The organism is Erysipelothrix sp. HDW6A (genome assembly GCF_011400295.1).
Taxonomy (GTDB): Bacteria; Bacillota_I; Bacilli_A; order Erysipelotrichales; family Erysipelotrichaceae; genus Erysipelothrix.
This window is the reverse complement of the sequence record NZ_CP049859.1, coordinates 821,944-836,717: the sequence shown is the minus strand read 5'-3', so window position 1 is coordinate 836,717 and position 14,774 is coordinate 821,944. Positions and strand designations below refer to the sequence as shown.

The window sequence follows — 14,774 nt, the reverse complement described above, 5'->3', positions numbered from 1 at the left end:
ATGCAGTTTAATAACGATAGATAGCAATACCAAGTGCTTCAGGTCCTGTATGAATACCTAATGCTGGAGAAATGGGTTGAATCTCAATACTTGTAGCATTGGGTAATACTGAATGAGCATACTCTTTAATTGCATTTAAGTCTTCTTTAGTATCAGCGTTCATAATAACAACACGGTATGAATCACTTGTTTTCGCAAACTCAGCTGCTGTATCAATCATGCGATGAATAGCTCGGCCGTATCCACGAATCTTGGTAACAGTGTAGTATATGCCTTCTTCGTTGCATGAGATGACTGGCTTAATATTGAGCACATTAGCAACTGTTCCAGCAACAAGACCAATACGTCCACCTTTTTGAAGGTACTCTAATGAACCAACTGTAAAGAATACGGTAGAATTTAAGCGATTTGCTTCAACTTTACGTACCACTTCATCAAAGCTTAAACCCTCTTTAATCCATTTACCAGCTTCTAGAGCTAAAAGTCCTGCTCCTAAACTAATGTTAAGCGTATCAACTACATGAACTGTAAGACCTTCAATTTGTTCACTTAATGTACGAATTACATTGTTGGTTCCACTTAATCCTGATGAAATCGTAATGGCGACAATGTGAGTTGTACCACTTGCTTTAAGTTTCTCAAACTCACCAATAATATCTTCACCACTAGGAAGTGATGACATAACCTTTGATGTGTCAAGTGCAGCAAATACCTCTTTAGAAGTAATATCAACTCGGTCGATATAGCTTTTATTATCAATTGTGATACGTAGTGGAAGACTTACAATGTCAAGATCTCCAATTAGTTCAGGAGTAATATCTGTTCCTGAATCTACTACTATAGTAATTTTTTCTTTCATATTTTTCCTTCTTCTTCATTATTTAAGATATCTATTAGTGATTTTTCAGCCACTAACTTGGCAGCAAAAGCCATACTTGAAGCTTTCATAGGTATAAGTGTACTTACAATCGGCTTATTATCAATTGGAACAAAATTAATCTCATGAGTTTGGGCAATTACATTGTTGACACCCTCTTCTATGAAATCAATAAAGACATCGTATGCTTTCTCTTTTCCGAACTCTTCACGAACAAGTCGAATTCCTTCAACAATACTTGGAATACTTACAACTTGTTTAAGAATTGTAATTGTGATCACAAAGGCTACATGATCATTGGAATAACGTTTCTTAACTGGAGGAGGCATCATTTTCTGTTTTACGTAATTATTGATCATAGATGCTGTCAATGGTTTTTGACCAGCACCGAAAAGTGGAGATAGTGCATCGTTCACAAAATCTACAACCTGATCTGAATAATATTGTATACGTGGTAAATCGTGATACCTTGGAAGTTTCATTGTTTGTACAGCTGAAATCCAATCATTAAATTGCGTCATGCTCTCACCTAGTTTCTAATACTAGATTAACAGATTATCAAAAACTAATCAAGAAGCAAAAAATAAATTTTCAGTTTTATGAGCATATTCGTTGAATGTTCAACAATGTAATAATAAAATACAATCATAGTTCATATTTAAATGACACAAATTTTAGGAGGATGTAACTATGAAAATTGGAATTATTATCGGAAGTATCCGTGCAGGACGTAATGGTGAAGCAGTAGGAAAATGGGTTCACGATTATGCATTAAATAGAAAAGACGAAGGTATTGAATACGAATTAGTAGACTTGAAAGACTATGACTTACCCCTTTTAGGCAATGAACCAAGCGAAATTCAAGGAAAAACTATCAAATTATGGTCTGAAAAGATGGAATCTTTCGACGGATATGTTATGATAACTCCAGAGTATAATAGAGGTGTACCAGGAGCATTCAAAAATGCACTAGACTACTTACAACCAGAAGTTCATAACAAAGCTGTTGGATACGTAGCATATGGAGGGCTAGGCGGATTATCAGCTATTCAAAATCTACGTTTGATTAACGCTGAACAAGAACTTGCAAGTGTTCGTACAATGGTCACATTCTCAATTATGACTGACTTCGAGAATATGTCTGTATTCAAACCAGCTGACTATCACTTAGCTAATGCAAACCAAATGTTTGAACAACTTATCTCTTGGTCAAAAGCATTGAAAACCGTTCGTTAGAAAAAATATCAATTAGGGGGATATAAAATGACAACAGAACAATTAGATTTAATCTACACAAAATTATTGCAAATTCATCAATTGATGAATACGAACTTGGCAGAACAAGCACGTTCGTTTGGCCATTCTACATCAGAGTATGTAATTCTTCTTGATGTGATGACACATCCTAACTCAGATCTGAATGCATTGTGCGATCGTTTAGGGATGAAACGTAGTGCTGCATCTAAGACTGTCCAAAAACTCGTTGAAAAGGATATTATTATCCGTACAGCTGACGGGATTGACCGCCGCAAGATTAACTTAAACATTAATCCAAGTTATGAACCAGACTTCTGTCAAAACGTAGCATTAAATCAAACATTTAATGGTTCTGATCAAGTCGAATACGATTTTGATGAAATTATATCTTCATTAAACATAGTAACTTGTATGCTATCCGAATAGGATAGCATTTTTTTATTCAAACCAGAATTGATTAAGAATGCTTCTAATTATGTAAACTAAATTGAATATACCTCAGAAAAAAGGTATATTAATATATAGGTGATACATTAAATGAAACAAAATAAAACTCTATTAGTAATCGGATCAATTCTAGGCATGCTTGTTTTAAGTGTCGTACTCGCTTATGCTAGCTACGATTCAAATGTAGAACTCCAGATTATGGACTCATTAAGCGAAAATCCTATACTTGAACAAAAATCTACAACGAAACTTGAAGAACCTGTCAAGGTTTTAAAAATGTATCATAAAGATAAACTTGTCGGTATCGTTAGTTCTCAATCTCATATTATGAATGTCATTGATGGTATCTATGAACGTGATTATAAAGAAGAGTTTCCAGATGCGAAGCTCGATATTTCTCAAGACATCTATTATACAGAAGCATTAAGTTATAACCTTTATGAAAATATTGATGATCAAATTCTTGCTTACATGGAAGAAAATCAATTATATGCAGTACAGGTAGATAAAGTTACATTCTCCAATAACGCGGTGATTTACGTTAAGAACCGTTCTGATTTTGAAAAAGCTCGTAAAGCCTTTCTATTAAACTTTGTGGATGAAGCTTCCTACAACGTTATAACAGATCCTGATAAGAAAGTCGCAAGTCTTCAGTCATATGGAGAGCAAATTGTCGATTTAAATGTTAAAGAAACCATTACCTTTGAGAAAGGTACGACATCTATCGATAACATCATGCTTACTGAAGATAAGATTTCTCAATTCCTGAGTTATGGATACGAACCAGAAATCAACACTTATACAACAGTAGAATTTGACTCTGTTGATTCTGTCGCCATGTTCAACAACATGACACCAAGACAGTTAGTCATTATCAACCCTGGTAAGTTAAAAGATGAAACACAAATTCTTGTACCAGGAACAGAACTTAATATTTCTACATTCAACTCACCATTTACAGTTTCAGTTGAGAAAGAACGTCTGACTAAAGAAGTTATTGCTCCACCTGAACCAAAAATTATCAAGGATGACAGCCTACCTGAAGGTAGAACTGTTGTAGAAGTCGTTGAACAAGATGGATATCGTGATAGCACGTATCTTGATACTTACGTTAACGGTACTCCTACAGACTCAGTCCTACAATCAACTAAAGTCATTGAAGAACCTGTACAATCCGTTAAACGTGTCGGAACATACGTAGAACCTAGTGTAGGTAGTGGTCGCTTTGGATGGCCAATGTCTAATGCTAAGATTATTTGTCGTTATGGTTGTTATCGTGGTCACCAAGGTGTTGACTTTGCTTCACGTAGTAATGGTGGTTATGGACCAATCGGTGCTGTTGACCGTGGTGTTGTTGTTAAGAATGCTTATAACCATGGTGGTTGGGGTTATTACATTGTTATTGATCATGGTAATGGTTACCGTTCACTCTATGCACACATGGCTAGCCCTGGTTATTACAGTGTTGGATCAACTGTTTCCCGTGGTGCAAATATCGGTCAAGTCGGTATGACAGGTCGAACTACTGCCCCACACGTTCACTTGGAAATTTATGAAAACGGTAGGAAAATCGACGCTTGTCGAGTCATTGGTTGTTAGAAATACTATTTTGCATTATCGCAAAGGACGATTGAGCTTATGACTCACCGTCCTTTTTTTCATCAGAAAATAACTATTTGTCCATTTCGTATAAATTAACTAGCTTTATAATAGAAAATGGTATAATCTATATCATGTAAATATTAAGATAACGTTTACAAGCAATAAAGCATGCTATAATTGATTTGTAATGAGGCTGTATATATATTATAATGCAATAGCATTCTACGATATTTTGATAAGTCACTTAGTGACAAGAGGGAGCACTATGCAAAACATAGCTATTATCTGCGATTCCTCAGTTTCTTTCACACCTGAACAGGTTAAAGAATTTGATGTCTACATCGCACCACTAACAATCACTCATAATAATGTTGCTTATATCGACCAAGTAACAATCACTCAAAGTGAAGTGAACGAACTTTTACGCAATAAGCAAATCGTCACTACGTCTCAACCAAACTTAGGAACAATGATTGATATCCTAACTGAAGTAAAAGAAAAAAATTATGATCATACATTTATTCTATCAATCGGTACAGCATTATCTGGTTCTTATGCCGCTTTCTTACACGCTGTCAATGATGTCGGAATTGATAACATAACTGTCATAAATACTTACTCTATCACGGGTCCTGTACAACAAGGAGTACGTGCAATTCGAGATATGAATCAAAAAGGTAAATCAATTAAAGAGATTGAAGAGTACCTTGACTATCTCTTCAGTAATCAAGTTAACTACGTCTATCCTCATACTCTAGATCAAGTTGTAATGAGTGGTAGAATGTCTCGTAGTGCACAAAAAGTAGCTTCTTTACTACGTGTCAAACCAATTCTTGTATTAGAGAATAAAGGTGAGTCTATTGAAAAACTAGGACTTGGACGAACTGACAAGAAAATATTCCAATTACTCGTTGATGACTTTAACAAATATAACGTCAAGCCTTCAACTCATGACCTTTACCTCTTAGAGAGTGAAGGAATGGAAACCCTTATAGCATTTAGAGATTTCCTATTCGAAAAACTTGGAGAGTTCCATTACTATGTCATCAATTTACCAGCTGCTGTAGCAACACATGCAGGTCTTGGTACAATTGCTGTTCAATGGTGTCCAAAATTACTAGACTAAAAGTTCGCTAACTGCGAACTTTTTTTACACTCTAGAAAAAAGAGCATCCAAGTTAATGGATGCTCTTTACATTATTTAGCAAATCGTTTTGCGAATTCTCCACCAATTAATGGAATAATTGCGAATACAACAGCTACTGCTAACTCATCAAATTGAAGAGTTGTAGTGCTAAAGATTGGTTGCATAAATGGGATAAATACTGCAGCAAACACAAAGATTACTGACACTAATACCGATTTATTTAAGTAACTATTTTCAAAGATATTCATCTTGAAGATTGAAACATGTTCTGAACGAGCAGAGTATGCACGTAGAAGTTCTCCTAATACGATTGTAAGGAAAGCAGATGTTTGTGCTACTTCAATACTATCGTGAACATAGAGACCATATAGGAATGATGTAAGTGTTCCTAATGCTAGGAAGATACTTTGAACGATTACTGAATTACGCATTACAGGGTCAACAATGGATTCATTAGGATCACGTGGTTGTTGATCCATAACCCCTTCTTCAGCTTTTTCCATTCCAAGTGCAAACGCTGGGAATGCATCGGTAATTAAGTTAATGGCTAAGAGTTGAATAGGTACAAGCGGTGCTGGTAATCCAAAGATCATAGCAAGGAAGATAACTAAGATTTCCCCAATGTTACATGATAATAGGAATCCAACAACTTTACGAATATTACTATAGATTGTACGTCCTTCAGATACTGCATTAACGATACTTGCAAAGTTGTCATCTGTAAGAATCATATCTGCTGCTTCTTTAGAAACATCAGTACCTGTGATTCCCATCGCAACTCCAATATCAGCATGTTTTAAGGAAGGAGCATCGTTAACACCATCTCCTGTCATCGCAACAATGTTTCCATTATCACGAACAGCATCAACTAAACGAACTTTGTGTTCTGGAGAAACACGAGCGAAAACGTTAACTGTTTTAACTACTTCACGTAATTGTGCATCATCCATTTCATCAATTTCACGACCTTCAACAGCAACTGCATTATCACCAACAATACCGAGTTGACGTCCAATAGCTGTAGCAGTGATTTTGTGGTCTCCTGTAATCATCTTAACTTGGATACCAGCATGTTTACATACATCAATAGCATCTTTTGCTTCTTCACGTGGTGGGTCAATCATTCCTACTAAACCAGTGAATACTAAGTGTTTCTCATCATCAAAGGATACATGAATATCATCAACTTCACGGTATGCAGCTCCAATAACACGGAGTGCATTTTCAGCAAATTGTTGGTTAACACTTAAGATTTCTTCACGTTTTTCATCGCTTAATTCAATAACTTCACCACTGATTTCTACAAAGTCACAACGTCGTAGTAATTCATCAGGTGCACCTTTTGTATACATTAAGGTTTTTCCATCGACATCATGAACAGTAGACATTAATTTACGAGTTGAATCGAATGGAATTTCTTGTACACGTGGGTACTTAGCATCAATAGCATCTTTATCAATTCCAGCTTTAAATGCCGCAACAACCATTGCTCCTTCAGTTGGATCCCCAATGATTGACTCTTCACTTGAATTGAACTTAGCATCATTACATAGAACTATAATATCTAAAGTACGTGCTACATCTTCATTTCTAATAGTACCTTCTTCATCGACGATATTACCTTCTGGGCTATATCCAGTACCTGTAACATCAAAGATTTCACTACCATTGTACATTTTTTGAATGGTCATCTTATTTTGTGTAAGAGTACCAGTTTTGTCTGAACAGATTACTGTTGTACTACCTAAAGTCTCAACAGCACTTAAACGCTTGATAATAGCATTTACTTTAACCATCTTTTGCATACCCATTGCAAGAACAACAGTAACAACAACTGTAAGTCCTTCAGGAATAGCAGCAACAGCTAATGCAACAGCATTCATGAATGAATCAAACATGTTGTCGCCACGCATCCAACCAATACCAAAGATGATAATACAGATTGCAATACAGATAATTCCTAATGTTTTACCTAAGGAGTCAAGTTTACGTTGTAATGGAGTCGCTTCATCAGTACTTGTGTTTAACATGTTTGCGATGTTACCCATTTGTGTTTCCATACCAATATTAGTGATTAATCCACGACCACGACCGTAAGTAATAACTGTTCCCATGTATGCAGAGTTAATACGATCACCAAGACTTGCTTCATCATCTAAAATAACACTTGAATCTTTTTCAACTGGAACAGATTCACCAGTTAATGCAGCTTCATCTATTTTTAAGTTTACAGACTCAATAAGACGTAAGTCAGCTGGAATATAATCTCCTGCATCAAGAATTACCACATCACCAGGAACAACATCCTTAGATGCAATTTCTTCGATTTTTCCATTACGAAGTACTTTTGCATGAGGACTTGCCATTTCTTTCAGTGCCTTCAATGCATTACTTGCTTTATTTTCTTGATACACTCCAAGAATTGTATTCAAGACAACAATCGCTAGAATAACAACCCCTTCAAGAGCCTCACCTAATGCAATTGAAACAACAGCAGCAACAACTAAGATAATAACGAGAAAATCTTTAAGTTGTTCCAATGCCATTTCAAGCATACTTTTTTCTTTTCCACCCTGTAAAGCATTCTCACCGAATTTCGCTTTACGAGCCTCAACGTCCTTAGTGGATAGACCTTGAGTAATGTTTACATCTAAATCTTGAGTGCTTTCCTCAACACTCTTATTAAAATATTGTTTCATCAATATATAACCTTCCTTTATATTAGTTTTGAAATTAATACCAATAAAATCAGATTTTTACTGCTGCAGTCACCTCTTCTCACGCATCGTTTGTGTGCTAGATAAACAAAAACTTTATCCAAACACGGATAAAGTCTCGAATCAAACACGTTCCGGATCTTTAGAGATCGTAATGACGAAAACGTGAGCTGGGTTGAATCAGCATTCTACTCCCTTTATGTATATAAGTTTAACAAAGTACATCACGATAGTCAAAGTTATTTATCACGGTTTTTAGTTCATTTTTGTATAAGTTTTCACGTTATTTCACTAATAACGACACAGTCACAAACCATTCAAACAATAACCGTTCATCATTACTGTGTTATTTTATTGTTATGACACAAATCAGACGTTGCTCTTATATACTACGCAACCATTTAATCTCAATGAATTTGAGATTTTTCAAAGTCGCATAAAATCAATGTATGGTATTATTACTCATCAATTAGAAAATGAAATTTCTAACTTAATTGTTCTACTTAATTAATAATATAATGGAGTTACTATATATTCGTAATTCGCTTTTTTCTATTTAGATTCGAATATATTAGTGGAATAACACTTATTGTCACTAGAGATGCAGTCATACACTGTGCCGAGACTGTCGAAACTTGACTGGAGTAAGATGTATCAACAGATGCAATTAATCCTGGAGTTAATGTTGAATTAGCTGCACTAATACCAACAGCAAGTCCCATTCTTGTTCTCCTTCTTGTAAATATTGTATATACATAGTTAATGCAAACGCCTACAACAATGCCTAATATACCCAATAGTATTCCTGAAAAACCTGATTGAATAACAGTATATAAGTTCGAACTACATCCAGTAGAGAACATCATCAGAAAAATCACAAAATCTTGGGCATCAGCACACTTCTGTCTAACTGCTTTTGATAGATTTCCTACTAGCAAACCAATCAGTAAAGGTATTAACACACCCATTATCATACTCATCGATATACTCAATTTACCAGACACTCCCATTACTAGCATAGTACCTACAGGTCCGTTTTTTAGAGAAAGAATAGAAACTGCTCCTATATCAGATTCGTCACCATAAAAAGAACTAAGAGAAACGTATGCCGAATTGTTATTACTTGGTATTGAGCAATAAATTGAAAAAGGTGTGATTCCCCAAATTCCAGCTACTCCGAATAACATAAAAACTGATTCAGCACAGATATATGCAAAACCCAATTTCAAAAACAGTAATACTAAACCATTGTAAATTGATGTAAACAGTTTTCTAATATCGATTTGCGCTCCGCAAATAATAAGAAACATACCCATAAGAACACCACTTCCAGAATTAAATAATGCGGAGGTGGGGCCTCCAATTGATAAAACACTAGGAAAAAAGGTATTAATTATCAAGCCTAAACTCAAAGGAACTAACGTTACTAGACCTGGATTTTTTATTTTCTCCTTTGACTGATCCTTTGTTCTTTTAAAAAAAGGGGTTAATGAACCCCTTTTTAATAAATCATTCAACACGTTGATTTATTTCTGCCTTTCTCTCTTTTTCAGCTATGCGTAAAAACGGATAATAAATCGCTGCTGATAAAGCAATTATTGCCACAGACCAGACTGCCGCAAGGACATCACCACCGGTCATTAAGTAAGCTGCAATTGGAGCTGGCATAATCCACGGAACATCGATTATAGGTCTACCAATAATATTAAAATACATCATACCATACGATAATATAGTATTAACAGTTATAGTTAATATAAATGGAATCATCATCGTCGGGTTCATTACTATTGGGAAACCGAAAATAATAGGCTCGTTAATATTAAATATTCCAGCTGGAAGTGATAATTTTGCAAGTTGTCTAAAGCCCTCATCTTTAGATCGAAGCATTACAAGAATTAACCCCAAGGTTGCTCCGGCTCCACCAATACTAATAAACATTTGTGTAAAGCCTTGTGCTGTAATATATGGGATAGAGTTTCCTGCTAGAGCTGCTTCCGTATTTGCTGCCAGATATGAGAGGAAAATAGGTCTACCAACTGTATTCATTATTGAAGCACCATGAATCCCTGCTGACCATAGTAGATGTATCATCAATTGGAAAATCAGTATTCCAGGAAGTGTATTCAAAGCAAATACAAGTGGAGAAAACATAGTGATAATAATTTCTTGGATATCAATTTTCAACAATACACTGATTGTAAACATTACAAATGCGACAAACATTGCAGGATAAAGTGAAGCAAATGCTTTTGACACTGCATCTGGAACTCCGGGAGGAAATTTAATAATTAATCCATGCTTTTCGAATACTAAAACTGTCTTCGCAACGAAAATCGAAACAACTAACGCAGGGAAAATCCCTTTAGACCCAAAGTATGCACTTGACATAGTAAAATCCGTTCGATCAATCTGTAGAATCATAAACGCCATCAGTGATAATAAACCAATTGAAAGTGGCTCTAAATCAAGTGACTTCCCTAGATTATAACCAACTCCAAAAACAACGTATAGGGCTATAATACCAATTGTCATCATATTTGGTACATTAAACATTGATGCATATGGAGCCATAAATTCTGTCCAAGCTTTTACTGGAAATTGTTGGATAATAATAAATATACTACCAATAATTGTAAATGGAGAAGTTGCTATCATACCGTTCTTTACACCATTTACATATGGATTTGAACCTAGTTTTGCAAAAATCGGCGCAAAATGAGTTTCAATATAGTTTGAAAGTTTCTGCATATTTTATCTCCTCTATTTTAATGTTTCAAATGAAGTAAGTTCGATATTTCTCTTTTTTAGTATTTCTTTTATTGCATCTGAAGTCAATAAATTATATTCCTCGAGACGCTCGTAAATGTACACCGATGAATTCATTAATACATTATCGATAAACGCAGGATGACAATTCACTTCAAAAGTTTCTGAATCAGAGTGTTTTATCTCATCAGCTAATTCTTCAAAGTGTTTTATTGTAACCAGATCACCATAGAAAGTTGAAATTATTCTATCGGTAGTTTTTACATCACCGTAATTTTTTAGCATTGGAATTCGCTCTTCATATCGAGCACAGTTCCTTAGTGGAAGACCAAAATGTTTTGCTATTTTAACTGCTATTTTTAACAGTTCTTCATTTTTACAGTGAACACCATGGTGAGAATCAATATGTGTGGGAACCATACCTGAGCAATAAAATCTATTCACCTGTTCGAACCATTCATCCTCAACCTCTTTAAGATCTACTTTATCTTCAAATTCTCTTTGATTCCAAAATGTCCCATCACTATTTGTTAAGCTTGGAACTCTATCCCCTAATAATGGACGTCCCCCATTAAGAGTAAGAGTTAAATGTACCCCTATTTTTAATGTAGGAAAATAACGTGCTAACTTCATCGCTTGCTCAAAGTATTCAGATACTGTTAATGCAGTCGTTGAAGTTACAACACCATTTAGATGTGCAGATAGAATACCATGTGTGACGCCTGGCGTATAACCGTAATCATCCGCATTAATAATTAATTTTTTCATTGAGTAAACCCTTATATCAATAGAAATTGATTATTAGCTAGCATGAATTCAATTTATTGATATGTCCTTTCTTGACTTTACAATTAGATTGTACAACATTATAATGTTAATATGTTTGCTAGAATGTAAACGGTAACATTGTAACATAATGGTAACTTGTTTTATTTTTGTTCCTTTGTTTTGAAGATATCTGTAGGAGGATGAAAATGTTATTCTTAGATTATGTCCCAGATTTAACTGATATTGAAATTGAAATATATAAGTTTATTGAATCTAACATTAATAAAATTGAAGATTTATCAATTCGTGAATTAGCTGCACTGACTCATGTTAGTACAACCACTATATTGAGGTTCTGTGCCAAATTCGAAACCAGCGGGTATAGTGATTTTAAGTCTCGTTTGAAATACCATTCAAAGAATAAAAATCAAGAGTTATTACCACATAGCATCGACGAAAGTTCATTAGTAAATTTCATTCTAAAATCAAGCAGTTCAAGTTTCGAGAAAAAACTTGATGAGGTAGCAGAGTTGCTGATTAACAAAGACTCCATCTATTTTGTAGGGTACGGAACCTCTAACGTCGTTGCTAGTTATGGAGCAATTTATTTTTCCAAGCTTTATAGTTTTGCAATTAACTTGGATTTTTTAATTGAGCATCCGGTTCATAAGATAAGCAAAGAATCTGCAGAAAAGATGTGTGTAATTGCATTATCGGTATCTGGAGAGAGTAATCGAGTTCTTGGTACAATTAGTCATTTTGTAAAAAACGGTGTTGATGTGGTATCTATTACGAATAGTAGCAAATGTCGATTAGCTAATATATCTACGATTAATGTACCTTATTATATTAAAGATGAGAAAATTAAAACTTCCGATATTACCTCGCAAGTTCCGGCTATTTTTTTAATTGAGAAATTAGCAAAAAAAGTAGCAAATTATAAAAAATAGAATTACATATTTAATATATATTCCAAGACAAATCCACACGATTAATTTCATAATTATGTAGTTTGTCTTTTTTTGAATCATAGAAAATTTGTTATGCTTGTTTAAATCATAAAGATACAAAACAAGAATAAATATAGTGTTATTTATACCTCATCATCTTCAATTACTGTGTTATTATATTGTTATGACACAAATCGATCGTACCTTTTACAAACTCTACAACCATTTTGGTCCACAGAACTGGTGGCCTGCGCAAAGTGATATAGAAATGATGCTAGGAGCTATATTGGTTCAGAACACCTCGTGGAAAAATGTAGAAAATGTTTTGTCTCAGTTTGAACACTTTGATGGGCAAACTCTTTGTGAGATGCCCTTTGATACTCTTGCAAAGCTTATTCAAGCAAGTGGTTCCTATAAACGAAAAACCCAATCTATATTGGAACTCATGAATTGGTATCAAGAGTATGACTTTAATCCTGATAATCTTTCAAACATCGATACTCTCACTCTTAGAAAAAGCTTGCTAAATATTCATGGTATTGGAGAAGAAACTTGTGATTGCATTCTACTCTACGCGTTTAATCGTCCTGTATTTGTAGTTGATGTGTACCTAAGAAGACTCTTAGATAAGCTGTCATATCCTAAACTAAAATCTTATTCATCTATTCAAAAATTGATGATGGATACACTTCCACACGATGTTCCCTTATTTCAGGAATATCACGCCCTAATTGTAGAGTATGGAAAGAAATACTTGCCTAAATCTCCAGTACACTATGAGGACGACCCCTTAAACACTTTCGAAGATAATGTAGAGTACACTTTAAAAGACTTGGCTGCAATTCCTAATCAAGAAACAATACGATTCTGGATTGCGAATTATGGTTTTGTGGAAAGAGCCAGTTATCCCGATCCTTTTTGGGGATCAGTACATACAATAATAGGACAACTCATTAGTGCCGCTGCAGCACGAACAATCTACAAAAGATTTCAAGAAACTTTTCCAAGCCTTGAATCAGTACAAAATTCAACCGCTGATGACATTAAGAAAGTAGGTTTACCTCGTACTAAATCACAATATATCTTTGATTTAGCTCAATCTATCAAGAATCAGTTCATTGACTTTCAGCAAATCTATGACATGAACGATGACGAAGCTATCCACACCCTTACACAGATAAAAGGGTTTGGAGTATGGAGTGCTAAGATACTCTTGATCCATAGTTTTAATCGACTAGATATTAGTTCTTATGAAGATATTGGACTACGAAACGGATTAAAAAAACACCTCTCAATTCCTGAAATTGATAAAGAGATGTTTGATTCTTATTTAGAAACGTTTGTGCCTTATAAAACTATCGCGAGTATCTATTTATGGAAAATAAATCATTCCTCATCAGATAAGAGATAATGGTAATAGCGTTCAGGGTTCTCAAGAAATCTTTTATAATCATGGACTAATGGATGGTCCTTATACTGTATTTCTTGGATACCTTCATCAAAATGTATTATTTTTGCACCTGGATACGATAATAAAATTGGGGAGTGAGTACAGATAATAAACTGACTTCCTTTTTTAACGGTTTCATCAATTAGTTTAATGAGTGTTAGTTGATTTTGAAATGAGAGAGGCGTTTCTGGTTCATCCAGAAGATAAAGTGTTGCTTCCCTCAATTTAGACTGGAAGAAGCGAATGTATCCTTCTCCATGAGATGCATAGAGATATTCTTGTACAATCCCATCCATTGCTTCTGTATTGCCTCGATGCATTCCAGTTTCTAAGTAATATCCTAATGATCGTCGATCTCCGTAACGTTCTTCAGCTTCCTTCAACATCGCTTTATTATCTTCTCTCTCTTTAAAAGAATCCTTTAGATACAAGTAGAAATCTTCACTTTGAAAGTAGTACCCTTTTCTCAATACCCGCGACCAAGCAAGCGAGAAGCTGTCACTTGAAAACTCATACATCATAGAATCTAGTGATTTACCCAGATCGATACTTCCCGATAAGTCTGCTAGTACTTTTAAGAGTGTTGATTTTCCTGATCCGTTTTCACCAGTAAAGAAGATGACAGGAGAATCTAAATCCAGCATGTCGAAATCAAGCACTTTATCAGGATAATCGAAATCATTAGTATTTTTCTTAATGTGTTTTAACATAATAACCTCGTCGCATTCTTCTGTTTCTATTATATCTTATTTCGACGTGGATAAAAAAAGAGATATAACCCTACGATTAT

General features: G+C 34.7%; 13 protein-coding genes. 6 read left to right on the top strand and 7 right to left on the bottom strand.

The features are described from left to right. Positions 1–7 precede the first annotated feature (7 nt). Both G7059_RS04155 and G7059_RS04150 read right to left on the bottom strand, forming a co-directional pair. A complete protein-coding gene (locus tag G7059_RS04155) occupies positions 8–859 on the bottom strand; it encodes a DegV family protein (RefSeq protein ID WP_166080836.1) in 852 nt (283 codons plus the stop codon). After that, on the bottom strand, positions 856–1,398 hold the full coding sequence (locus G7059_RS04150) for a DUF1836 domain-containing protein (RefSeq protein WP_166080835.1): 543 nt from the start codon (positions 1,396–1,398) through the stop codon (positions 856–858). The genes G7059_RS04155 and G7059_RS04150 overlap by 4 nt, the downstream gene beginning before the upstream one ends. Positions 1,399–1,567: 169 nt before the next feature. Between G7059_RS04150 and G7059_RS04145 the strand changes: the two genes are divergently transcribed. From G7059_RS04145 to G7059_RS04130, 4 genes are all read left to right on the top strand, one after another. Then, positions 1,568–2,113 carry an NADPH-dependent FMN reductase gene (locus G7059_RS04145; RefSeq protein WP_166080834.1) on the top strand — a complete coding sequence of 182 codons (546 nt, stop codon included), beginning with the start codon at positions 1,568–1,570 and terminating at the stop codon, positions 2,111–2,113. Between the two features lie 27 nt (positions 2,114–2,140). After that, complete coding sequence (locus G7059_RS04140; protein ID WP_166080832.1) at positions 2,141–2,560, top strand: MarR family winged helix-turn-helix transcriptional regulator; 420 nt, start codon at positions 2,141–2,143, stop codon at positions 2,558–2,560. 111 nt (positions 2,561–2,671) lie between these two features. Continuing rightward, a complete protein-coding gene (locus G7059_RS04135) occupies positions 2,672–4,180 on the top strand; it encodes a peptidoglycan DD-metalloendopeptidase family protein (RefSeq protein WP_166080831.1) in 1,509 nt (502 codons plus the stop codon). Positions 4,181–4,448: 268 nt separating this feature from the next. Next, complete coding sequence (locus G7059_RS04130) at positions 4,449–5,309, top strand: DegV family protein (RefSeq protein WP_166080830.1); 861 nt, start codon at positions 4,449–4,451, stop codon at positions 5,307–5,309. Positions 5,310–5,380: 71 nt separating this feature from the next. On the opposite strand, the gene G7059_RS04125 is transcribed toward G7059_RS04130, so the two are convergent. From G7059_RS04125 to chbG, 4 genes are all read right to left on the bottom strand, one after another. After that, on the bottom strand, positions 5,381–8,029 hold the full coding sequence (locus G7059_RS04125; protein WP_166080829.1) for a calcium-translocating P-type ATPase, PMCA-type: 2,649 nt from the start codon (positions 8,027–8,029) through the stop codon (positions 5,381–5,383). A 545-nt stretch (positions 8,030–8,574) separates the two neighbouring features. Beyond that, positions 8,575–9,567 (bottom strand): 2-keto-3-deoxygluconate permease, encoded by a 993-nt coding sequence (locus G7059_RS04120; protein WP_166080828.1) that lies wholly within the window; start codon positions 9,565–9,567, stop codon positions 8,575–8,577. Next, positions 9,557–10,798 carry a PTS sugar transporter subunit IIC gene (locus tag G7059_RS04115; protein WP_166080827.1) on the bottom strand — a complete coding sequence of 414 codons (1,242 nt, stop codon included), beginning with the start codon at positions 10,796–10,798 and terminating at the stop codon, positions 9,557–9,559. Before G7059_RS04115 ends, G7059_RS04120 begins: the two co-directional genes overlap by 11 nt. A 12-nt stretch (positions 10,799–10,810) precedes the next feature. Continuing rightward, the gene (gene chbG, locus G7059_RS04110) at positions 10,811–11,584 is read right to left on the bottom strand and encodes a chitin disaccharide deacetylase (protein ID WP_166080825.1); all 774 of its coding nucleotides are present in this window, start codon (positions 11,582–11,584) and stop codon (positions 10,811–10,813) included. A gap of 206 nt (positions 11,585–11,790) precedes the next feature. Here chbG and G7059_RS04105 point away from each other — a divergent pair, with 206 nt between their 5' ends. Beyond that, positions 11,791–12,534 carry a MurR/RpiR family transcriptional regulator gene (locus tag G7059_RS04105; RefSeq protein ID WP_166080824.1) on the top strand — a complete coding sequence of 248 codons (744 nt, stop codon included), beginning with the start codon at positions 11,791–11,793 and terminating at the stop codon, positions 12,532–12,534. A 184-nt stretch (positions 12,535–12,718) separates the two neighbouring features. Then, a complete protein-coding gene (locus tag G7059_RS04100) occupies positions 12,719–13,945 on the top strand; it encodes a hypothetical protein (RefSeq protein WP_166080823.1) in 1,227 nt (408 codons plus the stop codon). Here G7059_RS04100 and G7059_RS04095 read toward each other — a convergent pair. Then, positions 13,921–14,694 (bottom strand): AAA family ATPase, encoded by a 774-nt coding sequence (locus G7059_RS04095; protein ID WP_166080822.1) that lies wholly within the window; start codon positions 14,692–14,694, stop codon positions 13,921–13,923. The genes G7059_RS04100 and G7059_RS04095 overlap by 25 nt on opposite strands. Positions 14,695–14,774: the final 80 nt, after the last annotated feature.

What these genes read in the sequence shown, in the direction of transcription:
- G7059_RS04155 (WP_166080836.1), bottom strand. Translation starts at nt 859, where the DNA reads ATGAAAGAAAAAATTACTATAGTAGTAGATTCAGGAACAGATATTACT.
- G7059_RS04150 (WP_166080835.1), bottom strand. Translation starts at nt 1,398, where the DNA reads ATGACGCAATTTAATGATTGGATTTCAGCTGTACAAACAATGAAACTT.
- G7059_RS04145 (WP_166080834.1), top strand. Translation starts at nt 1,568, where the DNA reads ATGAAAATTGGAATTATTATCGGAAGTATCCGTGCAGGACGTAATGGT.
- G7059_RS04140 (WP_166080832.1), top strand. Translation starts at nt 2,141, where the DNA reads ATGACAACAGAACAATTAGATTTAATCTACACAAAATTATTGCAAATT.
- G7059_RS04135 (WP_166080831.1), top strand. Translation starts at nt 2,672, where the DNA reads ATGAAACAAAATAAAACTCTATTAGTAATCGGATCAATTCTAGGCATG.
- G7059_RS04130 (WP_166080830.1), top strand. Translation starts at nt 4,449, where the DNA reads ATGCAAAACATAGCTATTATCTGCGATTCCTCAGTTTCTTTCACACCT.
- G7059_RS04125 (WP_166080829.1), bottom strand. Translation starts at nt 8,029, where the DNA reads ATGAAACAATATTTTAATAAGAGTGTTGAGGAAAGCACTCAAGATTTA.
- G7059_RS04115 (WP_166080827.1), bottom strand. Translation starts at nt 10,798, where the DNA reads ATGCAGAAACTTTCAAACTATATTGAAACTCATTTTGCGCCGATTTTT.
- chbG (WP_166080825.1), bottom strand. Translation starts at nt 11,584, where the DNA reads ATGAAAAAATTAATTATTAATGCGGATGATTACGGTTATACGCCAGGC.
- G7059_RS04105 (WP_166080824.1), top strand. Translation starts at nt 11,791, where the DNA reads ATGTTATTCTTAGATTATGTCCCAGATTTAACTGATATTGAAATTGAA.
- G7059_RS04100 (WP_166080823.1), top strand. Translation starts at nt 12,719, where the DNA reads ATGACACAAATCGATCGTACCTTTTACAAACTCTACAACCATTTTGGT.
- G7059_RS04095 (WP_166080822.1), bottom strand. Translation starts at nt 14,694, where the DNA reads ATGTTAAAACACATTAAGAAAAATACTAATGATTTCGATTATCCTGAT.